Source organism: Carnobacterium gallinarum DSM 4847, assembly GCF_000744375.1.
GTDB classification, from domain to species: domain Bacteria; phylum Bacillota; class Bacilli; order Lactobacillales; family Carnobacteriaceae; genus Carnobacterium; species Carnobacterium gallinarum.
This window is the reverse complement of the sequence record NZ_JQLU01000005.1, coordinates 2,096,719-2,122,751: the sequence shown is the minus strand read 5'-3', so window position 1 is coordinate 2,122,751 and position 26,033 is coordinate 2,096,719. Positions and strand designations below refer to the sequence as shown.

The window sequence follows — 26,033 nt, the reverse complement described above, 5'->3', positions numbered from 1 at the left end:
TCAAATAAATTTAACGCTTTACTAGTTCATGGCCTTCAGCTTCTAATACTTGAATAGCCAATATCTTATCTGCTTCTTTTAATAAAATATAATCTGTATTGTACGTAGACATGGCAAAAATACTAATTTTATTCTCTGCTAAAGGTAACGCCAACTTAGCTAAAATTCCAGTTAGTGAAAAATCAAGAATTCCATCAATTTTTAGTATAAACCATTCACTTTCACTTTCTAAGGCTTCAGTTAAATCCAAATCTGCTGTTGCAGCAATAACAGAACACTCTTCATCTGTGTAGGTCACACTTTTAAATCCCCTACAGCTTGCTAAATCTGGTGTTTGAGCCTTAGGTGAATATTTTGCAACAGTATAACTAGTTTCGTCAATTAAAATTTTCATTGAAGGTCCTCATTTCTTATTCTAGTTTATTAATTCAATATTTCATTGTTTTTAGTTTTTTCAATAACCAATGGTGAATGTAATTTCTCACACTTCGTACATCTATAATAGTTGCCTTTTTTAGTTAAGCTATATTCTCCTTGATTATACTGTCTAATTAATTTCCCATTGCAATCTTGACAATGATAAACATTTTCTATTGTACGTGAATAATAGACGCTGCCCTGTGGCTTTTCAGCACAAATGTAAGCAATTGTTCCATTATTTAATTCCTGATCTAATTGAAAACTTCCTCCTGCTGTAACAAATACATCATTAGAGTTATGTATCGTTAGATGATTTCTAAGAATTACTAAATTTTGTTTAACTTTATCCATAATTGAAAACATACTCTTCCTCCCAAAATTTCGATAATTATATGTATTATTACTAAATAACTATTTTTTAGTTATGAATCATAATTAATTAAAATAACGAATACCACTATATTAAAATCAAACATTTCCATATATATTTTTCTTTCATCCTAAAAACATACTTGTTTACTTGTCATTAGAATATATAACTAAAACTGGATGATACAACTATAATACCCTATTATCGAAAGACAAAAAAATAAAATTCTCTTTTTTTCTTGAATTTTTTTCCTTTATTTAGGAAATAAAAGAAAAACAGTAAATAATTTAAAATAACTAGCTTTCTTTTTTTATTAGGTTTTAGGTAAAGAAACATCAATCCCTTTTAAACTAGAGTTTCTCTTACTTTATAGCAACTCTAATTTAGACTACATAAAATTAAAAAACTAAAAAAAGTCAAAACATTTGTTCACAATTTGTTCATTTTAATTGTTTTTTTTAAATAACTACACAAATATATCGGTTTTTTTTCCTGTTTATTTCTTTTTTTCTAGCATAAAGTAACAATTTTTTAGAAATATACTATTATCATAACTAAAAATACTTTATATCTAGTGGAAGTCTTTCCCATTTTCAAAAAAGGCTTTTTCCGTTATACTTTACTTATCTTATTAAAGAAGGTGGATTCATTTATGTTGAAGGTAATACGAATTAAGACTGGTACTATTGAAGAAAATTGTTATATCCTCTCAAATCAAAAAAATTGTATCGTTGTTGATCCAGGTAATGATGCGGATAAAATCATTGCTACGATTGCAACTTTGGCTGTTACTCCTGTAGCTATTTTACTTACACATGCACATTTTGACCACATTGGTGCCCTTGAAGACATTCGCAACCATTTTAAGATTCCTGTTTATATTGATCCAGCTGAACAATCTTGGTTAGGTTCACCAGAGTTAAATCTATCTGAACGTTTTGGTCAATCGGTTATTGCCAATCCTGCTGAATTTGATTTAGCCTATCAAAAATACGACTTGGAAGGAATTCAATTTAAAGTTGTCCCAACTCCTGGCCATTCTATTGGTAGTGTTAGTTTTATTTTTGATGATTTTGTAGTTGTTGGCGATGCTTTATTTAAAGGCAGTATTGGACGAACAGATTTACCAAATGCTAGTTTTCAACAATTAATCGAATCTATCAACACAGAACTATTCACTTTGCCAGATAACTTGGTTGTTTATCCTGGTCATGGCGACGATACAACGATTGGTATTGAAAAAACTACTAATCCGCATTTCAATTAACAAAATCCCTGTAAACTCAATAAAATGAGCTTACAGGGATTTTTAAATTAACTTTAATTTCCTTCTGGAGTCATCGTAAGTCCTATCTACCTCTATTTCAAGTAGATAGGCTAGTTTAACGAATTTAAATCTAATTACATCAGTCAATAAATTACAATTCTTAATCAGGCTTCTATTAATTTCCTACTAGGTGTTATTTTAAAATAAAATACACCACTGAAAGTATCCTTGTCAGTGATGTATTTTATTAGTTTATGAATATTTGTAGCTTGGAATTTTATATTTTTTCATATCCGCTTTAATGCCCTCAATCGCATGTTCATTATTGTTTAATTTTGCCATTGCTGCCGCGTAGAAATAATATTCACTAGCTTCTGTTTTTTCACCTAATTTCATTAGATTAAAACCTTTTTCATATAAAAGAAAATCTAAATAGTAAGATAAATTTTCACGGTGCAATAAGTCAATTCCCAATGTTGACAGTTGAATTGCTTTTTCGTAATCTTCAACACTTGAATAGAATTTTGCAGTATTGTAGTAAATTTTAGTTATTTCAAGACTATCTTGAAGACTATTACTTGTCCCGATGATTTCATTTAGCTGAACCAATGATTTTTCAAAGTAAGTTCGGGCTTTTTCTAGTTCATTATCCATTAAATAAGCAACACCTATTCCGTTCGTTGCCAGTACATCTAAGAAGTCTAGGTTCTTTCCAACGACTGTCGACAAAGCTAAATTAAAATAATAGTGAGCATCTGAATAGTTTTTGAAACCAATTAAGTTTGTAATACCAATATAGTAGTAGTATTGTTTTAACTCATATGGTGTTCCAAGTTTGTCAAACTCAATTTTTTCTTTAATTAAATCATAGGCTTCTTTATGTTTTCTTTGTCCACACATCACACGAACTCGTTTAAATATTTCAGAATAGCTGTTCCCATTAATTGCGATATATTCATAAATTTCACTAAAATCAATATTCAAGCGATCGGCAATCGATAGTAAAATCGATAACGATGGTAAACTCGTTTCATTTTCTAAATTACTAATAGTGGCTTGTGTACAAATTCCCTCAGCAAGCTCTCTTTGTGTAATTCCTTTTATCAAACGAATTTCTTTTATTTTTCCTCCCAAATGTCCCATTTAATCATATCCTTTCAATTATATTGTTTATATACTTGCATAATAGTACCTTAATGTTATATTATAGAGTTGTATTAAATATTAAATACAAAATATTAATGGTGTATTTTAAAATTACACTGTTAAAAAAGGAGGAGTTCCCATGACTATTGAAGAAATTATTATTACTCAATTATCACCAATTACACCTTACGGCAACCTTGATTTTGGTTAAATCATTTTTATTAAGCTGGAAGTATGAAGCATATTTTCAGCTTTTTTATTTAGTTATATACATAAGTAATTTTTATAATCCCTAAACAAGATTCTCCAAATTGGATTTTCTATCTTATTCTACCCCTAAAATAAACGCTCGGATTCTTCCTCATCTATTGATTATTTTTAATACAAATGAATACTTATACTTTTTTACAACTATTAAAACAGCTGCTAACCCCTCGTGAAATTGCCTCACATCCTTAAAATCATATAGATAACATTTAATAATTAATATCATACTATATTAACACTATTTTAACAATATTTATGTTTTCTAGAAATATCACCTGATTAATTTCTTAAAGAAATTAGGTATTGATTGTCTATTTTAGCAAAATAAATAGCGTAAGTTCTTCGCCTCACACGAACTTACGCCTTTTTATTTATTCTGTAATAATCTGATGAATTAAAATTGGCTCCTCTGCATTTTCAGCCACTGTGATACTTGCATAAATTTTATTTTTTACTTCTTCTATCTCTTCTGAATTCGCATAAACCGTCACTAATGGTTCACCAATAGCAACCTTGTCTCCAACTTTTTTATGCAACATCAAACCTACTGAAAAATCAATTTGATCTTCTTTTGTTCGACGGCCTGCTCCTAGCAACATTGCTGCTATTCCTAATTGATCGGCAACCATTTTTGAGATTACTCCAGCTTCTTTTGCTGGCAATACAATCTGATATTCCGCTTGTGGCAGTTTTTCAGGATGATCAATCACCGTGCTGTCGCCACCTTGATTTTGAACCATTTCTTTAAATTTTTGAATGGCCGCACCAGAAACAATCGCTTCTTCTAACATAGTACGAGCATCTGCTAAATTTTCAGCTTTTTTAGCTAAGACAACCATTTGACTGCCTAAAACATAGACCATCTCCATTAAATCTGCTGGACCATTCCCATTTAATGCATCAATTGCTTCTTTGATTTCTAATGAATTTCCAATGGCTAAGCCTAGTGGTTGAGACATATCCGAAATAATAGCCATTGTTTGACGATTGGCTAACTTACCAATTTGCACCATTGTTTTTGCTAAACGTTCAGCATCTTTTTGATTTTTCATGAAGGCACCATCGCCAGTAGTTACATCTAAAACGATAGCATCTGCCCCCGCTGCAATTTTTTTACTCATAATAGAGCTAGCTATCAAAGGAATTGAATCGACAGTTCCTGTAACGTCACGCAAAGCATATAATTTTTTATCAGCTGGAGCTAAATCACCTGATTGTCCAATAACTGCAACCTTATCGCGATTGACAAATTCAATAAACTCTTCATTTGAAATTTCAACATTAAAACCAGGAATGGCTTCAAGTTTATCAATTGTGCCACCTGTGTGACCTAAGCCTCGACCAGACATCTTAGCAACGGGTACACCCACAGCTGCTACCAATGGAGCTAATACAATCGTTGTTGTATCACCAACTCCACCAGTTGAATGTTTATCTACTTTAATACCATGAATAGCTGATAAATCAATTATTTCACCTGAATTAGCCATTGCTAAGGTTAAGTTAGCAATTTCTTCATTTGTCATATCTTGAAAGAAAATAGCCATTGCTAAAGCACTCATCTGGTAATCTGGAATTTCCCCATTTGTATATCCTGTTACAATAAAGTTAATTTCTGTATTCGTGAGTTCATGCCCGTCACGTTTTTTCTCAATTAGGTCCACCATTCTCATCTGCTTATCACTCCTTGAATTCATTTTATCTAGGTAAAACGTTTTACTTATCTGTATCTAAACAAAATTACATCTCTTTTAACAACTTAAAACTAAAGTTCACAAAGAAAGCGTAGCATTATTTATCTACTGGCGCAAGTTTTTTTGTGCTACTCTTTTTCAATAGTTGAGTATCAAAGCATTGGTTTGGAATTTTTTCTTGAGGATTGCCAATGTTTTCTAATAAAAATTTAGCAGCTGTATAACCTATATCATAGATTGGTTGCTGAACAGTTGTTAAGGCCGGTACAAGATAGTCCGTAATTTCTAAACCATCGTAACCTATTACAGAAATATCATCTGGAATCTTTAGTCCCAACTCTTGAATCCCTCGATAGGCACCGATTGCCATCTGATCATTTCCACAAAATAAAGCCGTAATTTCTTTTTGTTTTAAAACTTTTTGAGCACCTTCGTAGCCACCTTTAATCGTTAAAGGCTCATTTGCAATCCAACTAGAAGATTGTTCTAACCCATAATCTTCTAAGCATTTTTGATATCCTGAAAAACGGTCCGTAGTTTCATAATATCCGCTTTCATTACCTAACATACCAATTTTTTGATGCCCTTCTTTAATCAAAAATTCAATCGCTTGATACGCCCCAGCAAATTCATTAATTAACAATTTGCCTTCATCTCGTTGATTGATCCCTCTATCAATTAAAAAATAAGGAATTTTTTTCTCTCCCTCTTCATTAATTAATTTAGCTAAATGAATAGGATTTGGGCTTGCTAATATGATCCCATCTACTGAACGATGAAGCAGTTCATCAATATAAATAGTTTCTTTTTCACTACTATGATTAGAATTACACAACAAAATCATAAATCCTAATTCATTTAAATAATGTTCAACACCTTCAATTAACTTTGAAAAAAATAAATCTGTAATATCTGGCACAACCATTCCAATTGTTTTAGTTTGTTTATGAACCATGTTTTTAGCAAAATAGTCTGCCTTGTAATCATTTTCAGCAACTATTGTCAAAACCTTTTCTCGTGTTTTGGCACTAAATCGTTCTCCTTTATGATTCAAAATTTGGGACACTGTTGTAATCGAAACACCTGATAATCGTGCAATATCTTTAATAGTCATCTTCATCTATTCCATCCCCCAATCTCTTGAATAAACGCCTACTTTATTTTATAGAATGCAAAATTAGTTTAACACATTTTTATGAATCTGTACTCTATTCCTCGACAATAAATAGAAACTTACAAAGAATTCACTTTGTAAGTTTCTATCAACTAATTTTATCTCTAAGTACCGATTTCCCCTAAAAAACGTATAGCTTAAGATAATTAAGAGTGTTTTGGTAGAAGCACTACCATATGTTTATTATACTCCTGGCTGGCTTAAATGTTTTTTCTTTTTTTGTCACAATTATTGCTAAAAAAACAAAGAAGTTTCTGCTATACTATTTTAGAGATTATAAGGAGGCTAAAAAATGAAACGTATTGCCGTTTATTGTGGGTCAAATAGTGGAAATCAAGAAATTTTTGCCAAGGATGCAGCAGATTTAGGGGCATATCTTGCTGAAAATGAAATTGAACTTGTTTATGGTGGCTCAAAAGTAGGATTAATGGGAATTGTTGCAGATGCCGTTTTAAAAAATGGTGGATCCGTTATCGGCGTAATGCCTGTCTTACTTAAAAATCGGGAAATTGCTCATGAACAATTAACTGAATTAATTGTTGTTGAAAATATGCATCAACGGAAAGAAAAAATGATGGAACTTGCAGATGGATTTATTGCGTTACCAGGCGGTCCTGGCACTTTAGAAGAACTTTTTGAAGCTTTCACATGGGGACAAATCGGACTTCATCAAAAACCATGTGGAATTTTCAATAGTAATGGCTTTTATGCTCATTTAAGTCAGCATTTTGATACAATGGTACACACTGGTTTTATGACTAAACAGAGTCGTAAGGGCATGATCATTGGAACTACTCCTGCTGAAATTATTCAGTATTTTGAGAACTATCAAGCTCCAACTATCAAAACATATTCATAAAAAAACTACTCGAAAAAAAGGCAGAGGGGCCTTAATAACGAGTAGTTTTTTTTAGAGTTTCGACTAAATGTAGCAAAAACTCTACAACAATAAAATAATAAGTTGGATCACTTCTGACTGAAATGATAAATTTATTATACTATGAATTTAAGGGTGATATTTATTTCTTTTTACATAGATATCAGAAAAAAATTAAAAACATCAACACAAATAATCAATCCTCTATGAAAAAATAGTGAATATTTTATCAGTAATTTCCATTTCTTTACAAAAAACAACTAGCTATCCAGAAAAATAGACTATCTGTACGGCCAGTTGTTTTAATTGCTTTAACGCATAGTTACAAATTCCTCAGCGCCTGTTGGATGAATGGCTACAGTATTATCAAAATCAGCTTTTGTTGCTCCCATTTTAATTGCTACTGCAAATCCTTGAATCATTTCATCTACTCCATACCCAATTCCATGAAGACCAACAACTTTTTCTTCTGGACCAGCGCAAACTAGCTTCATACGACATAGCTGACGATGTTCTGTGACTGCTGTGTACATTGATGTAAATGAGGATTGATACACCTTAATTTGATCTGCGCCATATTTTTCAATAGCAGCGGGTTCGGTTAATCCAACTGTTCCAATTGGTGGATGACTAAATACAACGGTAGCAATATTGTTATAATCTAAATGTTCCTCTTTTTTATGATTAAATAAACGTTCAGACAAACGACGACCTGCCGCCACTGCTACTGGGGTTAATTCAAGCTGTCCAGTAATATCTCCAACTGCATAAATTCCAGCAACTGTTGTATTTTGATATTTATCAACTGTAATATAGCCTTTTTCGTTTAAAGCCACAGCTGTATTTTCTAATTTTAATGTTTCTGTTACAGGTGTTCGACCAATTGCCCAAATAACCGTGTCAACCGTTTGACTTGTTCCATTTTCCAATTGCAATGTTAGGCTGCCATCAACATTTTTAATGACTTCTTTAGGAACCGACTCTGTATGCAAGGTTGGACCATCTTTTGCCATCGATTCAACTAAACCTTCAACCACATATGGATCGAAGGTACGCAATGGTTTATCACGACGAACAAATAGATGTGTTTCGCTCCCTAATCCATGTAAAACTCCTGCAACTTCAACTGCAATATAACCTGCTCCAACTACAGCAACTCGTTTTGGCAATTCTGTTAAAGCGAAGAAGCCATCTGAATCAATCCCATATTCTGCTCCTGGAATAGATGGAAAAGTTGGCTTACCACCTGTAGCAATTAAAATATGATCCGCAGTAATTTTTTCGCCGTTGACTTCAAGTGTCTTTTCATCAACAAAAGTTGCATATGCTTTGATGACATCGACTTTATTATTCGCTAAACCACGATCATAAGACTGATGAATCCGATCAATATAAGCTTCACGACTTTCAATTAATTTTTTAAAATTAAATTCTTTTACATCAACTGTATAACCATAATCAGGTGCATATAATTTCATTGCTTCTGCTACTTGTGAACCATACCACATAACTTTTTTAGGAACACAGCCAACATTGACACACGTTCCGCCTAGTTCTTTTGGTTCAATTAAAGCGCATTTAAATCCATAGCTAGCTGCACGGTTGATTGAAGCAATCCCACCACTACCGCCACCAATGGCAATATAATCATAATGTTTTGTCATTTTATTAACCCTCCAACTCAAATTCTATTCTTAGTATAAAGAAAGTTTTATAAAAAGTAAATTTATCGGTTTGAAGAATTTTCTATTAAGGCTAAAAAGTGAATGAATTTTTTTAAAGAGATTGTTACAAATTACACGAAACTAAAATAAAAAGAGCTAATTACTTAGCCCTTTCGCTGTTAATTTAAAGGATAGAATAAACTAATTAGATTTCCATCACAGTCTTCTAAAATACAATAACGTTGTCCCCAAAAAGCATCCCATGGCGCTTTGATACTTTTATATCCTTTACTGACACTCTTTTCATGTAGTTGATTTAATTCATCGACACTTTCACATAGAAAAGCTAATTCGATTCGTTGTCCTTGCGGCGTTTCTTGTGTACCAAAGATTGGAGTTACCATTTTCTCAGTATTAAAAGATAAACGAATTCCCCCTTGATTTAGTTCCACATAGTCTTCTTGATTCGCTGATAAAGGAAAGTCAAAACCTAAAACTCGATAAAAATCTAAGGATTTCTGCATATCTGCTACAATAATTCCTACCATATCTAATTTCATTGTTCTTCCTCCTGTTCCATAATTGCTTGCTGTGTTTTTTTAGGTAATTTATTAAAAACAAGATGATAAGCATTCTGTAACGTTTTTTCCATAAGGAGTTGAGTAATTTCTGGACTCTCAATTCGGATTGAAATCCAATGGGTTTTATTTGTATGATAACCGGGAATAATATCGGCATAGATTTCCCTAAGCTCTTCGTTCTTACTTGGTTCGCCTTTAACAGTTAGTAGCTTCATTTCTCCTTTGGGCTGACCCAACATTCCAAAAATTTTATTCGCTACTGCAAAAACATCAGTATCCCATTCAGTTTTATAATAACGTTTTGCTCCTGGCAAATCCTTAATTGCTTGATTCATCCATAGATACTTTTCTGCCATTTTGATTAACGCCCCCCTAGTAATCAGCTTCTTCCACTCATTTTACCATAGTTTTAGCTTACGTCTAATCTTTTACTGCGATATAGATTTTCACTTGTCCGTCGGCTTGATAATGTTCAAAATCACTTGTATAGACTCGATTTAGAGACATCTGCCAAATTTCTTGCCAGACCTTAAGCACGCCTTCTTGACCATCTTCTACATCGAATACCAGATAATTTCCTGCAGGTAAATTTACTTCTTCTGCATCTGTAAACTCAGTTGGAGTCGCCAGAATAAAATCATAATCGCCTGTGTAATCACTTTCATAATTAGTATAGATTCCATAACATTCACCTGCTGGTTTTACTTGCACAAATTTTTGCCATAGAATACCAATTGGAACGGGATTTGTATTATTCGCTCGTCCTTTAAGTCCATATAATTTTAGTTCATTTAAATAGTTTGTCATTGTGTTTGCCTCCTTTTGTTAGTTTTACTTTACCAAAAGGAAGTTGACAACTGTCTGTCATCTTTTTGAATGAAACATCGCTTGAACTTCATTTAACCACTGATCATACAACCATTGAGGTTCAATGATTTCAACCTCTTGACCAAACATTAAAAGAAAAGGAATATAATTATAAGGAGGTTCTATAAAAAAATCAACTTGAATTCGTCCATCCTCTAACTCCTGCCATTCTTCTTCAACAAAATAATCAACTAAGCGCCCTAATGCCTTTCCTTGAAAAATCAGAACTGATTTTTCTTTTGTTCGTATTGTTTTGGGTTTCGTCGATTTTTTCTCGATTTCCTTTGCCTGTTTCTTTGAATGGCTAAGTTCTAAAGCCAGCATTCGTGTTATTTTAAATTGGCGCTCTGCACCTCGTAAATAACAGTGAGCGTCTACATACCAACTGCCATTAATAAAACGTACTTCTTGTGGTTGAATTTTGCGTTCTGATATATCCCCAGCCCCAGAAATGTATTTTATGAATAGATTGCTTTGACTATCTAACGCTTTTAAAATGATTTCTAAATTAGCTTTAACAAAAGCATCGATTTCTGGTGGATGTTGTGATGCTGCAGATAGTGAAATTGGAACATAATTAACTGCATCTTCCGTTGTTAGTAAGGTTACTTTTTGCATTAAATCAGATAAATGCAATCCATAAAGCAATTCTTCTTGCATTTTCAATCCCGTTAGCAAGCTCATTTTTTCAGCTTCCGTAAAAGTAAAATGAGTTAATTGGTAATTCTCCATCAAGGTAAAACCACCTTTGTTTCCTGGTAATGATACGACAGGAATTCCAGCAAATGACAATGAATCCATATCACGATAGATTGTTCGTTTACTAACATTAAATTCTAGTGCTAACTCCTCCGCTGTAATGATTTTTTTATGTAACAATCGAATTAAAATTGCAAACATACGCTCGATTTTTAACATCCTTCATCATTCCTTTCGTTTGAATTGAAATAGGTTATTCGGTCATTATAAACAGGTTTATTGGTCTACTATTTAAAAACTTAATAAAGAGTTTAATTGCCAACAACTTTCTTTAAATCTAGTATTAGGTTAATTTTAATCGTTAAAAAAATTTCTGACAAGCTAAAAAATTCTTAATTCCAAAGAACTTGATAGAAATTAAGAACTTTTTAGTTTACATTACCAAACGTGATCTAATTTATCTGTATAAAAAGCAATAGCCGTCTGATATTCTTGAAGATTTGGACCATTGATTGTTTGGCTAATAATTGTTAATAACCCTTCCATTGCTTTGAAATGTTTCCCTAAATTATAGTAAGTCATTGCTAGAAAAACTGAATACACTTTGTTTTCAGGAAATTCAGTAATCGCCAGTAACAATAAGGCTTCTGATTCTTCATAGGCTCCAATTGTTCGATAGGTACTCCCCAAGCCTAAGTAAGCACCTTGTAAATCTATCCTGGTCAACCCTTTTAGTTGAATAGCCTTCTCATAAAATGGGATAGCCTCTTTTTCTAAAGCTATAACATCATGATTCCAAGCACATTGATACTGAATTTCAGCATGTTCAAGATAGAGCTGAGCTAACTGTTTTAATTGGTCAATGGGTCTTTGGTTATCTCCATTCTTACGTAAGTCAATTGCTTTTCTTAATTCATTTTCCATCTGATTGTTCCTACTCCAAATTAACTTTTCGTTGAAGTTTTTCTTCTCGTTGAAATTCTTCTATCGCTAAAGTTAATAAGGTTTCAATTAGTTCGCTATATGCAAGTCCTGCATTTTTCCACAGTTGAGGATACATACTAATATTTGTAAAACCAGGTAACGTATTGATTTCATTTAAATAAATTTGGTTGTCTGCTGTTAGAAAAAAATCAACCCGAGCCAATCCTTTACATTCCATAAGTTGATATGCTGCTAAGGCTTGTTTTTGAATTTCTTTAGTTAAAGAGTCAGATATTTTAGCTGGGATCTCCAAAATTGCTCCACTTTCATCAAGATATTTTTCTTCATAAGTATAAAACTTAGAGTTATCTGTCGCAATACTACCAAGCCCCGAAGCAATAGGTTTTTCGTTTCCTAAAACCGCACATTCTACTTCTTTTCCAACAATCTCTTCTTCAATAATTAATTTGTTATCAAATTTAAATCCTTCAGCAATGCCTACCTCAAAACTTATTGGATCTTTTGCACGGCTCACTCCAATAGAAGAACCCTGGTTAGCTGGTTTAATAAAAACGGGAAAGCCAAGCGTTGCAACAACTTTTTCAACTAAGGCTTCACGATTGTCTTCTAGCCTCACTGTCAAACTTTTAGCTGTTTTAAATTCATTATAATTAAAAATTTGTTTACTAAAATCTTTGTCCATACAAAGTGCTGAACTTAAAACACTACTGCCAACAAAGGGTTTGTTCAGCATTCTAAAAAATCCTTGCAAGCTACCATCTTCTCCAAGATTTCCATGTAGAATTGGGAAAAAAACATCAATTTCTTGTTGATCTAACGCAACTTTTGTATCAATTAAGTGACTTAAACTAACTCCACTTAATGACTCATTTGGTTGAATTTCTTCTGTAAGCAAGGTAGTTGAATCTTTCAAATTTAATAATTGACCTTCATTGGAAAAAGCAAATAAATGAACTTGATAGGTTTCAGAATCTAGTGTTTCCAAAATGTTTTTTGCTGACTGTAGAGACACCTCATATTCCGTTGATTTTCCACCAAATACGACTCCAACATTAATTTTTTTCGTCATTTAAATTCAACCTTTCTATTTTTGAGAATGCGATCATGTTCTTTATTTTAGCTTATCTATCATAAAATAACTAATTAAAGATCCTTAAATTTTTGTACAAATAAGAAAAAACTCAACTTCGTTAGTTCAAAGTTGAGTTCTTATAATATGCAGTTCGATATTTTTCTTTATCTTCATACAGTTGAATATCTGCGAATTTATATAGCTCTACTGGTGAAGATACTTTTTGAGAATTACTAATTCCAATTGAAGCCGAAATATCAATTTTTTGTCCTTCAACTTGAATATCAATTTCTAGAATTTTTTTACGAATATTTTCAGCAATTTGAACAATCTCTTCTTTTGAATAGTCCGTTAGAAGGATTGCAAATTCATCGCCACCTAGCCGATAAATATGGTTCTTTATATAAGGTTGCAGATTTAATTTTGCTGAAAACAACTTTAATGTTAGATCCCCAATATCATGACCATAGGTATCATTAATTGGCTTAAAATGATTAATATCTAATAAAAAGAGCCAAACAACTGGCTGATCCAGGCTTTTGAATAAACGTTCACTATTCTTATCATAAGAAAAACGATTTGGAAGTCCAGTTAAAAAATCTATCTTAGACATTTTTTCAAAATAAATAAAATTTTTCTGACTTCTCTGCAATTCTAAAATTAAATAATGGCAAATAATTGTTCCCAAAATCATATAAATCACAATCACAATTGTCTCAAAAAAATAAACACTATCTAAAATACATGTAATAGTAAATACGGTTGGAATAATGACACTAAGAAAAATAATTATCAATCGTTTGGTTCCACTATAATATTTTAGAACGGGCATTAGAAGCAATTGACTAATACTAATAACAGCATAGAGGTACGAATAAATATAGACATCTGTTCGATTGCCAAAAATTAACCGACCAACGGTAATAATTATTCCAGTAATAAAGGCTGGCAACCCACCAAAAAAGAAACTATTAATAATAACTGGAACTAACCTTAAATCAACAATCACAATTTGATCAATTAAAACAGAAAAATTCATTAAAATTAAACTAAAAAGACCTCCGGCAACACCGTATAATAATTTAAGTCTAAGAGGACTGTCAAAATCAAGGGTACTTTTGGTTAATTTTGATAATAAATAATAACCAAATACTAAGATTGAAATATTTGAAAAAACAAAGCTGATAACTTTAAATACTTGAACTATAAATATCGCTCCTTTCTACACTGTTTGGCTCTATTTCTCTTAAAAAAGGAGTCATTACATTTTATAACAACAGTTCATTAAATAACTAAACTCAATCATTTACTATACACGCTCAATTCTAGTTTATCAATATAAATAAGGATTGTCTGTTAGTTCATTAAGAATCTACTTGCATTTTTTTTAGAAAAAAATACAAAAAAAACTATTCTAACACCCCTATTATTAAGTGGCATTAGAATAGCCCTAACCAACTATTTAATTAATTTTCATTTTAACTGAAATCAATGGCTAAGAATTACCTTACAATCCCATATTAGACAGTGCATCAATCGCCGTCATGGCTGTTTCTGTATTTTTTCTAGAGGATGCGCTTTTGTCCTTCGTTTCAATACTAACTAAATGCCCTTTAAATACCCGATGAATCGTTTCCTTAGTTTCTACCTTAATCAAATAACCCGCTTCGTCTTCTTGACAAACTTCACGCCAAGCCTCTTCTGGATTTTTCGCTACAATATCATCAACCGTAATTTCATTTCCATCGCTTAAATGAAACTTTATTTTATACATCATCTTAATCCCTTCTCTCTTAATTTAAGGCTATCATAACAAATTTGGAAAATGATTCCCACTAATATACTAGATCCGTTTTCGGTTAAGGAAAATATTTCGTTAACTTTTTCACCTAGATAAGGTATGATAGATGTATTAATACGTTGATTATCAGCTATTTTTTCTCTATTATTTGATAAATGAACGTTCAACTAAATGAGGTGTCTAAATGTCTATTAATAAAAAATATGATGTTGCTACGATTGATTTTGAAACGGCAACGAATAATAACTACTCTGCTTGTTCGTTAGGAATGTGTTTGATTAAAGATCTTGAGATTGTTGCTAGCTATAGTTGGCTCATTCAGCCACCTAACAATCGCTATTCCCTTAAAAATACTGAAATTCATGGTCTTTCTAGTCAAGATACTAGTACATCCCCTGATTTCCCACTGATTTGGCCTGAAATTAAACGATTACTTCAAGAAAGCCACTATATTGCGGCTCATAACGCGCAGTTTGATATGTCTGTCTTAGCTGAAACTTTAGCTCACTATCAAATAGAATCAATTGATTTTGCTTATTTTGACTCAATCCCATACAGTACTAAAGCTTGTGCTGGCGAAGGAATTCCCAATGGTTTAAAGGAACGCTGTCAACGATTCAATGTAGCCTTAGATTCTCATCATGATGCACTTTCTGATGCTACTGCTTGTGGAGCACTTCTGATTGCCTGTACAAAAGAGTTACACCAACTTTCAATTGTTGATTATTTAACCATGTATGCAACTAGTATCAATGTGAAAGATTTCAATCAACTTAAAACGAGCAAATATTTTAGTTATCCCTCTGCTAAGGTCAAACGTTTTCAGACATCAAACTTGAAAGAAATTAATGCTCTTGAGAAAAATACGCTTATTGATAATCCTTTATTTTTAGCTAAATCATTTGTTTTTACTGGTGATTTTACAAGTAATAAAGATCAATTAATGCAGCAAGTTGTGGAAAAAGGTGGCATTTTAAAATCAGCTGTCTCTGGTAAAACGGATTATGTTGTTGAAGGTGTACAGGATTTATCAATTGTTGGTGACGATGGATTAAGTGGCAAACAAAGAAAAGCTCGTGAGCTAATTGCCAAAGGGAAAGATATTCATATTTTGACTGAAAAACAATTAAAGGAGATGTTCAAATAATGGAATTAGTTAAAATTAAAACTAAAAATCAAAACACCTATCTTTTTCAAGACTTAAGTAAAGATTATGAATTAGCTCAGGGAATTCTATCTGGTAACTTTGTTCATTTAAATGTTGCTGGAACTAACTTTACCTTTAATCAAGAATTAAAATTAGCCAAACAAATAGATATTTTAGAGAAAATCCCTGCTACTGAACAAGAACTAAACTTTTTCCAAGTTTTACTTGAGAAGCACTCATTACCTTATTCAAAAAAAATACTGGCTGAATATGGATTAGAAGAAAGTAGTTAGGCTAGTGGAAAACTAATGATTTTATCCTAACTTTAAGATCATTAGTTTTCATTCTTATGTTAGTTGAAGTCTAGTTATATAGAGGGAAATGATTGAATTTCAAATAATTCTTTCATGATAATTGTTCCTCGCCATTTAGTAGTCTTATTTAATTCATTAAACCTGTAATTGAACAAATATAAACTATATCTGTACTGTTTATAGTGAAAGCTAGTCACTTTATTCTTCGATACAAAACAAAAAAACACTTAATCCATTGTTTACACAATGATTTAAGTGTTTTTTTAAGCTGAGATTACTCTGCAGCGTTTGTGTCTTTGATACCGTATTTTTTGTTGAAACGATCCACACGGCCATCTGCTTGGGTGAATTTTTGACGCCCAGTATAGAATGGATGAGAATCAGATGTAATTTCGACACGGATTAATGGGTATGTTTGACCATCTTCCCATTCAACAGTTTCTTCTGAGTACTTAGTAGAACCAGATAAGAATTTAAAACCTGTTGTTGTATCCATGAAAACTACTGGATTGTATTCTGGATGAATTCCTTGTTTCATAGTCTTTTCGCTCCTTTGCCCTGATTCATTTGCTGAAACAGAGTTATTTTTGTCTGTACGACAACATTAAAATAATATCATGTTCTTATTGGGATTGCAATGCTTTTATCTACTCTAGCAGATATTTATTTTCGAGGTACTCGATTCACTCGACCACGCCCGAAAGCTTCTTCACTAAAACTAGAGAAAAATTCATCATTGTTTTTTGATTTGCGTAATAGTTTAATAAATTTATCCGTAAACTCTAGTGAATCTCCAACCATCAAACGACGTAACTTCCATATTTCTTCCAAGCGAGTGCCTGGCATCAATAATTCTTCTTTACGTGTACTTGATTTCTTAATATCAATTGCTGGGAAAATGCGACGTTCAGCTAATTCTCTAGAAAGATGTAACTCTAAATTCCCAGTTCCTTTAAATTCTTCGTAAATAATATCATCCATTCGGCTACCTGTATCTACCAATGCTGTTGCTAAAATCGTTAAACTGCCGCCTTCTTCAATATTACGTGCAGCACCAAAGAAACGTTTTGGACGATAAAAGGCAGCTGGGTCAATCCCACCACTTAATGTGCGTCCACTTGGAGGAACGACTAAGTTATAGGCTCGAGCTAAACGAGTAATGCTGTCCATTAAAATAATCACATCACGTTTATCCTCAACTAAGCGCATTGCCCGTTCTAGAACTAATTCGGTAACTCGTACATGATTTTCTGGCTGTTGATCGAAGGTTGAGGAAACAACATCCCCCTTCACACTACGTTCGATATCGGTCACTTCTTCAGGACGCTCATCAATTAAAAGCATAATTAACTCTGCATCTGGATAATTCTTTGTAATACCATTGGCAATTTCTTTAAGTAAAATTGTTTTACCTGCTTTAGGCGGAGCAACGATTAATCCCCGTTGTCCAAATCCTACTGGTGCTAAAATATCAATTAAACGGTTAGATATTTTTATTTGTTCTGTTTCTAGTTTAATTTGTCGATCTGGATACAAAGCGGTTAATGCTGGGAAATGAGAGCGCTCTTTAGCCTCTTCTGGATTTTTTCCATTCACAGCGTTGACATGCATTAAACCATAATAACGTTCAGATGGTTTTGGTGGTCTAGCTTTTCCTTGGATTTTATCCCCATTTCGCAAACCAAAACGACGAATCTGAGAAACAGATATATAAATATCTTCCTGACTAGGCGTATAGTTAATCGGACGTAAAAAACCAAAACCTTCCTGTGAAACAATATCAAGAACGCCTTCGGCTACAAAAAAACCTTGTTTTTCTTCTTGTGCTCGTAAAACGGCTAAGGATAATTCTTTTTTATTCATTTGGCTATAATAGGGAATTTTAAAGTCCTTAGCAAATGTATAAATTTCTTTCAGCGTCTTCTTCTCAAGATCTGCTAATGTTAGTAAATCTTTCATCATCCTACCTCCTTTATTGGCCGTCTTCAATCATTTGAATATCGGCTCCTAAAGCCGTTAATTTTTCAACAATATGGTCGTATCCACGTAAAATATTTTCCACTCCAGTAATCGTTGTAGTACCTTTAGCCATCAAACCAGCTGTCACTAAACAAGCCCCCGCACGTAAATCACTTGCTTCCACTTCTACACCTGTTAGTTCAGAAGCACCTTCGATTAAAATCATATCACTTTCAACACGAATCTTAGCGCCCATTCTAGCTAGCTCTGGGACATGTTTCACACGTTTAGGATAAATAGTATCAATAATAGTCCCTTCTCCTTGTGCTTTAATTAATAGCGGTGTAAGAGGCTGTTGTAGATCTGTTGCAAATCCTGGATAAGGCAAGGTTTTAATGCTGACCATTTTCAATTCTTTCGCTTCTAAAACACGGATACTATCTTCGCCAATTTCCATCGGCACACCCATTTCTTCCATTTTAGCAATTAAGCCTTCTAGATGTTCAAAGATTACATTTTTAACAACAATATCGGTTCCCATTGCTGCTGCCATTGATAAATAGGTTCCTGCTTCAATTCGATCTGGAATAATAGTATGACGACAGCCTGTTAACTCTTCGACTCCTTCAATACGAATAATATCCGTTCCAGCACCACGAACTTTAGCACCCATATTATTTAATAAAGTAGCTACATCAATGATTTCTGGTTCACGAGCAGCATTTTCAATAACTGTTTTGCCCTGTGCTTTAACTGCGGCTAGCATTAAATTAATTGTAGCTCCAATTGAAACCACATCTAAATAAACTCGTGCACCTTTTAGTCCCTTTTCATCTGTTCGTAAATACATGGCACCTAGCTCATTATCCACTGTTGCTCCTAATGCTTCAAACCCTTTAATGTGTTGATCAATTGGACGTGGACCTAAAAAACAGCCCCCTGGTAAACCAACGACTCCTTGACCATATTTTGTTAATAAAGCACCCATAAAATAATAGGAAGCTCGTAAACTTTTAATTTTACCACTTGGCATTGGAATAGAAACCATTTCTGTTGGATCAATGACTAAAGTTGAACCATCAAAATCAACCTTTACATTCATCATTTCTAGTATTTCCATTAGAGAATGTACATCTTGAATATCTGGTACGCCTTCTAAAGTAACTGGCGAATTCGCTAAGATAGCTGCTGGTATTAAAGCCACTGTACTATTTTTTGCGCCACTGATGGTAATCTCTCCAGACAACGGACGACCGCCGTTAACGATTAACTTTTTCATTTATTTAACCCTCACTTTATATAGTCTACTTAAAAGATAGATCGTAAAAATGAAACATCTTTCGTTTTCATTTTTAGGCTTTTTTAACCGACTAGCAAACTAAATAGTTTACTAGGGTTTTTTAATTAAGTTTAATTCATTAGACTCAACCTACTACCATAATAGAAAAGAAATCAGAAAAATACAATAGCTCATTTAGAAACTTAATCTTCTAATAATGCAATTTGACTTTATTTCAAAGACTTCTATGTAAAATAAAAAGTGTTTAGATTCAAAAAAGTGAGTTTTTCTGAGTCTAAACAACTTTTTACTAATTTTATTTAGCTAATGTTGCACCAACAAAAGCTTTAAATAATTTTTGGGGACGTGTTGGACGTGAAATTAATTCTGGATGGAATTGACACGCAACATAAAATGGATGATCTTCAAGTTCAACAATCTCAACTAAACGACCATCTGGTGATAAACCAGAGAATACTAACCCTGCATCTGTTAATTGTTGACGGTAATCATTGTTAAATTCGTAGCGATGACGATGACGTTCTTCAACCACTTCAGCATTATCATAGGCTTTTGCGGCAACAGAGCCTGGAGTTAATTGACATGGATACAATCCTAAACGTAACGTTCCACCAAGATTTTCAACATTTTCTTGGTCGCTCATTAAATCAATAATATTATTTTGGCAATCCGGTTTCGTTTCAGCAGAATCTGCATCTTCTAATCCAACAACATTACGAGCAAACTCAACACAAGCCAATTGCATTCCTAGACAGATGCCTAAAAATGGTACTTTACTTTCGCGGGCATATTGAATCGCTGCAATTTTTCCTTCTAACCCTCGATCACCAAATCCACCTGGAACTAAGATTCCATCTGCAGTTTTTAATAAGCTAGCAACGTTTTCCGTTGTCACGTGTTCTGCATTCACCCAGTCAATCTCAATATCAGAATCATAGGTAAATCCAGCATGTTTCAAAGCTTCAACTACTGATAAATACGCATCTGGTAACTCAACGTATTTCCCAACTAACGCAATTCTTGTTGTTTTCTTCAAGCTCAATACTTTTTCTTCCAATTGAATCCATTCCGTCATATCCGCAACAGGGGCATCTATTTTCAAATGATCGCAGACGATTTGATCCATTCCTTGAGCTTGTAGGGCCAATGGAATTGAATAAAGTGTTTCTACATCACGAGACTCAATAACTGCTTCAGGATTGACATCACAGAATGAAGCTAGTTTGTCTTTCACATTTTGTGCTACTGGTTTTTCAGTACGAACTACTAAAATATTTGGTTGAATCCCCAAACTACGTAGCTCTTTCACGCTATGTTGAGTTGGTTTAGTTTTCATTTCACCAGCGGCTTTTAAATATGGAATTAATGTTGTGTGAATATACATCACATTTTCAGAACCAACATCAGCTTTCATTTGACGCAATGCTTCTAAAAATGGCAATGATTCAATATCCCCAACCGTTCCACCAACTTCTGTGATAATAATATCCGCATCTGTTGTTTGGGCAGCACGCATAATTTTTTCTTTGATTTCATTCGTGATGTGAGGAATAACTTGAACCGTTGCGCCTAGATACTCCCCTTTACGTTCTTTACGTAACACTTCAGAGTACACTTTTCCTGTGGTTACATTTGAATATTTATTTAAATTGATATCAATAAAACGTTCATAATGACCTAAATCTAAATCAGTTTCCGCACCATCATCGGTTACAAAAACTTCCCCATGTTGATAAGGACTCATTGTACCTGGATCAACGTTAATGTATGGATCAAATTTTTGAATGGTTACCTTTAATCCACGATTTTTCAGCAATCGGCCTAAAGAAGCTGCCACAATGCCCTTTCCTATTGAAGATACAACGCCGCCTGTTACAAAAATATACTTGGTCATTAAATCGAACTCCTTCTTTTTTAGTGTTGTGTTTCATTAAAATCAATAAATTAATTGTTTATTGACAAACCAGTATCAAACTTGTTGCTTTCACTCCCTTTTTCGTTAAATTTTTAAGTAATCAAAAACTTAAGCTCCTCAATCTAAAAATAAATAACAATTACTGATAGATTTCGTTTGGCACTTAAAGCAACATCTGATTTTTAAGATGTTTTTTAATTCCCCGCTGGTTTATCTGGGTTTCATCTGCTAAAAAAACAAAACAAAGCTCCCCATTCACTAATGAATAGGGAGCTTAGATATCATTTTATCTTATCGGTCCTTTAAGATTTCTCTTTAGGGAGCCCAATAAAGATAATACAATCTAATGACGCACTCGTCAAGATATTTATTTTTTTCTTTTAATTTCCATATAAAATAACGATAGAAATAGATATATGATTGAAATTAAAGATTAGATTGTTTCATCTTCGTCTTCAGTGTAATCATCATCTTCGTCATCATCTTCATCGATTAAGGTTAATGAGCCTTCAATGCCGTCTGGCAAGTCATCTTCTTCATCTTCATCCGCACCAAGTTCAGTTAAATCAGATTTATATTGTTCAACTTCTTCTTCGTCATCATCAATTACAACGCCTTCTTCATCAACTAAAACAACATCCTCATCTTCTGGATCGTCATCATTATAGTCAATTACATCGTCGCCATCGGGAACAAAAGCACTAACTTTCTTACGCTTCTTACGACGTGGAACCTCATCTTCTTCATCATTTGAGTGAGATACTTCTTCATCAATTGAATCAATTGGGAACCATGAACGTAAACCCCAGCGATTTTCACCTAGAGAAATAAAGCTTCCATCAATATTTAAATCTGTATAAAATTGGGGTGTATTTTTTTTCATTTTGCCAGCGGTAATGCCTAAGTATTTCTGAATGGCTGTTGTTACATCAGAAAATTCCATGACATCTCCTTTTTCTTCTAAAATGGCATGAGCTACTTCAATCATTGACAATTCTTCTTTTTTCATACCGTCAAATTGTTTCAATTCCACGTTTGCCACGTCCTTTCAACAGTCTACTCTTTATCATACAATATTTAGGCAGTAAAAAGCAATTGTAATTTATATTCTCCTAATTTTTCTTCACCTAAATATAAATCATAGTTAATATCAATCTCACCTGAAAAGGGTTTCTCTTTTAGGCTAACTTGCATTTTATGGGTCACTGTTTCTAATGCAATTACGCCTTGTGGAGTCGTATAATTAGTTACATAACGTTCACCCATCCCAAATCTTAAACGTGTTCTGGTTGCTCCTGCACGAATTAAAGTTAGCGTTCCATCAGCTTCAACTTTAATGGTAACTGGAATTTCTTGCCCCTCTTCAATTTCTATATAACGCAAATACAATCCTGATCCCATTTGCACCATTTGTCCCATCACATCAAAAACATGTTGTTCCGGGGTTCCATATTGGCTTACTTGCGTTGTCAGATGAATTTTTACATCTGTCCCAGCTTTTAAATCCATTTCTTCACTCCTCTTCCATTACTTATCTCGGCATAAGCCTTCTGCAATCTCTTGATCTATCACTAAGGTATCTATGACTCCTGCTAATAATAATGCTCGAATACTCCCACATTTTTCACTACCTGTGGCTACTGCTACAACGTTCTTGACTTGTTTTAACTCTTCAATAGTAACGCCCATTAAACGTTCCGTCAAATCTGTTTGAAGAGGCTGCCCTTTTTCATCAAAAAAGGAGGCAACTGCATCCCCAACAACATGTAACGCCTGTAATTTTTCCAACTCATTTGAATCAATGTAAGCAAGATCTTCCCATGTACTGGAATTCGTTGGGTTGCCGACACCAATTAATGCTAAATCAACATTTTTAGCTTGCTGAAGGACACTGGTTGTTAAGATTGATGTTTCTAAAATCTTTTTTAAAGCTAAACTTTCAGCTAAGGCTGGTGCATATAAGTACCGGCAATTAGCCGATAATTTTTCAGATAATAGAAAGGCTAAATGATTGGCATCTAAGAATAAGTGACGGCTAGCTACTCCACCAACTAAAGGATGGATTGTCAAGTTAGGATAGGATAAATACGGCATCTCATCAATTACTTCAGCAATTGTTGTTCCCCAAGATAAGCCCAAATTTTCTACCTTAGTTAATTGATTTGTAATGTAAGAAGCCGCAGCACGAGCCACGCTTTTCTTTATCACACTTTTAGAAAATTCCTTTGTAGTCGGGACAACAATTACATCTTTTAAAGCAAAATCCGTCTCAATGTTTAATGCCAATGAAATCGAGCAGGCATTTTCATCTTTTATATAAATTTCAACAATCCCCAGTTCCCTAGCTTCTCTCAATAGTTTTGAAATCACTGGTCTTGAAATACCAATTTTTTCAGCAATCTCAGCTTGAGTTAATCCATCTGTATAATACATTGTTGCTACTTTTAAAATTTTACGTCGATCTTCTGTAAATTTCACGTATCCAAATCCTTTTAAAGTTATTTAGTTATAGTTACATTACTAGTCATTACTTCATAGATTGCTTGGGTAATTTCTTCAACTTGTGGAATTGCATGTTTTTCTAATTCTTTTTGATAAGGCATTGGAATCGCCACTCCACCTAACCGCTTAATAGGTGCTTTTAAATGATAAAAAGCGTCACTTTCAGCAACTAAACTTACTACTTCTCCACCAAATCCACTCCGCTTCACCGCTTCATGAACTACGACTAAACGTCCCGTTTTTTTAACAGATTGAATAATCGTTTCACTGTCTAATGGAACCAACGTCCGAGGATCGATGACTTCAACTGAAATGCCTTCTTTAGCTAATTTTTTAGCAACTTCCATTGTTTTATGAACCATAATTCCTGTTGCTACAACGGTACAATCAGTTCCTACTTGTTTAATGTTCGCAACACCTAATGGAATAATGTATTTACCAATTGGAACTTCTGAGGTTGTCTGATAACATAATTTATGCTCGTAAAACATCACTGGATTATCATCTTCAATCGCTGCATGAAGCAAACCTTTTGCATCATAAGCAGTTGCCGGTTGAACAACTTTTAAACCTGGAATATGGGCTGTCCAATTTTCTAGGCTTTGGGAATGCTGAGCGGCCGCTCCGGTTCCTGAACCACCAGCTGTGCGCATCACCATAGGGACCTTCGCTTTTCCACCATACATATAATGAATTTTAGCTGCTTGATTGACTAACTGATCCATAGCTATTGTAATAAAATCAGAAAATTGTAATTCAATAATCGGACGCATTCCAGTAATTGCTGCCCCAACTGCCGCTCCTGCAATGGCACTTTCTGAAATTGGTGTAGAACGAATTCGCTGTTCACCGTATTTTTCAACTAATCCTTTCGTCGCACCAAATCCACCTCCATAAACACCTATATCTTCTCCTAATAAAAAGACAGCTTCATCTTCTGCCAATGCTTCATCTAAAGCTTCATTAACTGCTTCAATATAAGTAATCTCTCTCATCTATGAGCCTCCTTTGAATCCGCATAAACATGTGTCGTTAAATCGGCTAAGGTAACATCTTCGCTGTTACGAGCTGTTGCAGTGGCTTGTTGAACATTTTTTAAAGCACTTTGTTCAATTTCTATCAGTTCTATTTTAGTTGCCGCACCAGATTCAATTAACAACTTGCTAGTTAGTTTTAAAGGGTCTCGCTGTTCTTGCCACTCATCTTCCTCCGTTTTACTTCGATACAGTCGTTGATCAGACTTAGAGTGCCCTTTAAAACGATAAGTTAAAGCTTCGATTAAAGTAGGACCAGCACCAGACTTCCCGCGTTGAATAGCTGTATAGGTTGCATCGATAACGGCGACTAAATCATTGCCATCAATAGTGACACCAGGAAATCCATAACTAGCTGCTCGCAGTGAAATCTCAGGAATATTAATCATTTTGTCGATTTTACTACTCATGCCATATTGATTATTTTCAATAAAGAAAATCACAGGTAAATGCCAAATTGATGCTAGATTTAAGGCTTCATGAAAGCTACCTTCATTAGTAGAGCCATCTCCCGCATAACAAATGGTGATGGCATCTTTATTTTGCATCTGCATGCTTAAAGCCGCGCCAACGGCAATAGGATAACCTGCTCCAACAATTCCATTGGAACCTAGATTTCCTGTCGCTAATTCAGCAATATGCATACTGCCACCTTTACCACCATTCGTTCCACTTTTTTTACCAAATAATTCTGCCATCATTGCAGTCATATCTGTTCCTTTAGCAATCGTATGTCCATGCCCTCGATGAGTCGATGTAATCCAATCCGTTTTCTCTAACAAATATCCAGAGCCTACAGCAGTAGCTTCTTGACCAATAGATAAATGTGTTGTTCCATGAATCTCACCAGCTTTGAATAGACGTTCTACCTCTTCATCAAAAAAACGAATCTCCCACATTTTTTGATAAATCTGTTTAAAGTCTGCATCTGTTAGTCCAGCTAAATTTGCAATGTGCTTCATTTTAATCCTCCTAACACCCTTCATAAGTAAATAAGCGTTGCGTTTTATCTATCTTA

At 33.7% G+C, this 26,033-nt stretch carries 27 protein-coding genes; 4 read left to right on the top strand and 23 right to left on the bottom strand.

Annotated elements, in window-relative coordinates:
* Window positions 1-10: 10 nt before the first annotated feature.
* Together BR43_RS14655 and BR43_RS14650 are read right to left on the bottom strand one after the other, a co-directional pair.
* A complete protein-coding gene (locus BR43_RS14655) occupies window positions 11-394 on the bottom strand; it encodes an ACT domain-containing protein (protein WP_034563240.1) in 384 nt (127 codons plus the stop codon).
* A 29-nt stretch (window positions 395-423) separates the two neighbouring features.
* On the bottom strand, window positions 424-783 hold the full coding sequence (locus BR43_RS14650; RefSeq protein WP_034563238.1) for a hypothetical protein: 360 nt from the start codon (window positions 781-783) through the stop codon (window positions 424-426).
* Between the two features lie 659 nt (window positions 784-1,442).
* Between BR43_RS14650 and BR43_RS14645 the strand changes: the two genes are divergently transcribed.
* The gene (locus BR43_RS14645) at window positions 1,443-2,057 is read left to right on the top strand and encodes an MBL fold metallo-hydrolase (protein WP_034563236.1); all 615 of its coding nucleotides are present in this window, start codon (window positions 1,443-1,445) and stop codon (window positions 2,055-2,057) included.
* A gap of 252 nt (window positions 2,058-2,309) precedes the next feature.
* On the opposite strand, the gene BR43_RS14640 is transcribed toward BR43_RS14645, so the two are convergent.
* The 3 genes from BR43_RS14640 to BR43_RS14630 form a co-directional block, all read right to left on the bottom strand.
* Window positions 2,310-3,200 (bottom strand): helix-turn-helix domain-containing protein, encoded by an 891-nt coding sequence (locus BR43_RS14640; protein ID WP_034563234.1) that lies wholly within the window; start codon window positions 3,198-3,200, stop codon window positions 2,310-2,312.
* Window positions 3,201-3,841: 641 nt separating this feature from the next.
* Window positions 3,842-5,143: a pyrimidine-nucleoside phosphorylase gene (locus BR43_RS14635; protein ID WP_034563231.1), complete on the bottom strand. Its 1,302-nt coding sequence runs from the start codon at window positions 5,141-5,143 to the stop codon at window positions 3,842-3,844.
* A gap of 118 nt (window positions 5,144-5,261) precedes the next feature.
* Window positions 5,262-6,284, bottom strand: coding sequence for a LacI family DNA-binding transcriptional regulator (locus BR43_RS14630; protein ID WP_034563228.1), 1,023 nt, complete (start codon window positions 6,282-6,284; stop codon window positions 5,262-5,264).
* Window positions 6,285-6,630: 346 nt separating this feature from the next.
* On the opposite strand from BR43_RS14630, the gene BR43_RS14625 reads away from it, so the two are divergent.
* Window positions 6,631-7,197, top strand: a complete 567-nt coding sequence (locus tag BR43_RS14625) for an LOG family protein (RefSeq protein ID WP_034563226.1) — start codon at window positions 6,631-6,633, stop codon at window positions 7,195-7,197.
* 329 nt (window positions 7,198-7,526) lie between these two features.
* Here BR43_RS14625 and gorA read toward each other — a convergent pair whose 3' ends face one another.
* The 9 genes from gorA to BR43_RS14580 form a co-directional block, all read right to left on the bottom strand.
* Window positions 7,527-8,879: a glutathione-disulfide reductase gene (gorA, locus tag BR43_RS14620; RefSeq protein ID WP_034563223.1), complete on the bottom strand. Its 1,353-nt coding sequence runs from the start codon at window positions 8,877-8,879 to the stop codon at window positions 7,527-7,529.
* Between the two features lie 179 nt (window positions 8,880-9,058).
* On the bottom strand, window positions 9,059-9,439 hold the full coding sequence (locus BR43_RS14615) for a VOC family protein (protein WP_034563221.1): 381 nt from the start codon (window positions 9,437-9,439) through the stop codon (window positions 9,059-9,061).
* Window positions 9,436-9,816 (bottom strand): MmcQ/YjbR family DNA-binding protein, encoded by a 381-nt coding sequence (locus BR43_RS14610; protein ID WP_034563219.1) that lies wholly within the window; start codon window positions 9,814-9,816, stop codon window positions 9,436-9,438. The genes BR43_RS14615 and BR43_RS14610 overlap by 4 nt, the downstream gene beginning before the upstream one ends.
* A gap of 64 nt (window positions 9,817-9,880) precedes the next feature.
* A complete protein-coding gene (locus BR43_RS14605; protein ID WP_034563217.1) occupies window positions 9,881-10,267 on the bottom strand; it encodes a GyrI-like domain-containing protein in 387 nt (128 codons plus the stop codon).
* A 57-nt stretch (window positions 10,268-10,324) separates the two neighbouring features.
* Window positions 10,325-11,245, bottom strand: coding sequence for a helix-turn-helix transcriptional regulator (locus tag BR43_RS14600; RefSeq protein WP_034563215.1), 921 nt, complete (start codon window positions 11,243-11,245; stop codon window positions 10,325-10,327).
* Window positions 11,246-11,464: 219 nt separating this feature from the next.
* Complete coding sequence (locus BR43_RS14595) at window positions 11,465-11,950, bottom strand: tetratricopeptide repeat protein (RefSeq protein ID WP_034563213.1); 486 nt, start codon at window positions 11,948-11,950, stop codon at window positions 11,465-11,467.
* A 10-nt stretch (window positions 11,951-11,960) separates the two neighbouring features.
* The gene (locus BR43_RS14590; RefSeq protein ID WP_034563210.1) at window positions 11,961-13,040 is read right to left on the bottom strand and encodes a D-alanine--D-alanine ligase family protein; all 1,080 of its coding nucleotides are present in this window, start codon (window positions 13,038-13,040) and stop codon (window positions 11,961-11,963) included.
* 121 nt (window positions 13,041-13,161) lie between these two features.
* Entirely contained in the window at window positions 13,162-14,202 is a 1,041-nt protein-coding gene (locus tag BR43_RS14585) for a GGDEF domain-containing protein (RefSeq protein WP_245617907.1), read from the bottom strand.
* A 348-nt stretch (window positions 14,203-14,550) separates the two neighbouring features.
* Window positions 14,551-14,820, bottom strand: coding sequence for a hypothetical protein (locus BR43_RS14580; RefSeq protein ID WP_034563205.1), 270 nt, complete (start codon window positions 14,818-14,820; stop codon window positions 14,551-14,553).
* A gap of 208 nt (window positions 14,821-15,028) precedes the next feature.
* Here BR43_RS14580 and BR43_RS14575 point away from each other — a divergent pair, with 208 nt between their 5' ends.
* Together BR43_RS14575 and BR43_RS14570 are read left to right on the top strand one after the other, a co-directional pair.
* Window positions 15,029-15,991 carry an exonuclease domain-containing protein gene (locus BR43_RS14575; RefSeq protein WP_034563203.1) on the top strand — a complete coding sequence of 321 codons (963 nt, stop codon included), beginning with the start codon at window positions 15,029-15,031 and terminating at the stop codon, window positions 15,989-15,991.
* A complete protein-coding gene (locus tag BR43_RS14570; protein ID WP_034563201.1) occupies window positions 15,991-16,284 on the top strand; it encodes a hypothetical protein in 294 nt (97 codons plus the stop codon). Before BR43_RS14575 ends, BR43_RS14570 begins: the two co-directional genes overlap by 1 nt.
* 295 nt (window positions 16,285-16,579) lie before the next feature.
* Here the strand turns inward: BR43_RS14570 and BR43_RS14565 are convergent, their stop codons facing one another.
* From BR43_RS14565 to BR43_RS14525, 9 genes are all read right to left on the bottom strand, one after another.
* A complete protein-coding gene (locus BR43_RS14565; RefSeq protein WP_034563199.1) occupies window positions 16,580-16,843 on the bottom strand; it encodes a type B 50S ribosomal protein L31 in 264 nt (87 codons plus the stop codon).
* A gap of 125 nt (window positions 16,844-16,968) precedes the next feature.
* On the bottom strand, window positions 16,969-18,264 hold the full coding sequence (gene rho / locus BR43_RS14560) for a transcription termination factor Rho (protein WP_034563197.1): 1,296 nt from the start codon (window positions 18,262-18,264) through the stop codon (window positions 16,969-16,971).
* A gap of 13 nt (window positions 18,265-18,277) precedes the next feature.
* Window positions 18,278-19,543: a UDP-N-acetylglucosamine 1-carboxyvinyltransferase gene (locus BR43_RS14555; protein WP_034563195.1), complete on the bottom strand. Its 1,266-nt coding sequence runs from the start codon at window positions 19,541-19,543 to the stop codon at window positions 18,278-18,280.
* A 316-nt stretch (window positions 19,544-19,859) separates the two neighbouring features.
* A complete protein-coding gene (locus BR43_RS14550) occupies window positions 19,860-21,458 on the bottom strand; it encodes a CTP synthase (RefSeq protein ID WP_034563193.1) in 1,599 nt (532 codons plus the stop codon).
* 454 nt (window positions 21,459-21,912) lie between these two features.
* Window positions 21,913-22,512 carry a DNA-directed RNA polymerase subunit delta gene (rpoE, locus tag BR43_RS14545; protein ID WP_034563191.1) on the bottom strand — a complete coding sequence of 200 codons (600 nt, stop codon included), beginning with the start codon at window positions 22,510-22,512 and terminating at the stop codon, window positions 21,913-21,915.
* Between the two features lie 44 nt (window positions 22,513-22,556).
* Window positions 22,557-22,988: a YwiB family protein gene (locus BR43_RS14540; RefSeq protein WP_034563190.1), complete on the bottom strand. Its 432-nt coding sequence runs from the start codon at window positions 22,986-22,988 to the stop codon at window positions 22,557-22,559.
* 18 nt (window positions 22,989-23,006) lie between these two features.
* Window positions 23,007-23,957 carry a sugar-binding transcriptional regulator gene (locus tag BR43_RS14535; protein WP_034563188.1) on the bottom strand — a complete coding sequence of 317 codons (951 nt, stop codon included), beginning with the start codon at window positions 23,955-23,957 and terminating at the stop codon, window positions 23,007-23,009.
* Window positions 23,958-23,977: 20 nt separating this feature from the next.
* Window positions 23,978-24,976 (bottom strand): alpha-ketoacid dehydrogenase subunit beta, encoded by a 999-nt coding sequence (locus tag BR43_RS14530; protein WP_034563186.1) that lies wholly within the window; start codon window positions 24,974-24,976, stop codon window positions 23,978-23,980.
* Window positions 24,973-25,977, bottom strand: a complete 1,005-nt coding sequence (locus BR43_RS14525; RefSeq protein WP_034563184.1) for a thiamine pyrophosphate-dependent dehydrogenase E1 component subunit alpha — start codon at window positions 25,975-25,977, stop codon at window positions 24,973-24,975. The genes BR43_RS14530 and BR43_RS14525 overlap by 4 nt, the downstream gene beginning before the upstream one ends.
* Window positions 25,978-26,033: the final 56 nt, after the last annotated feature.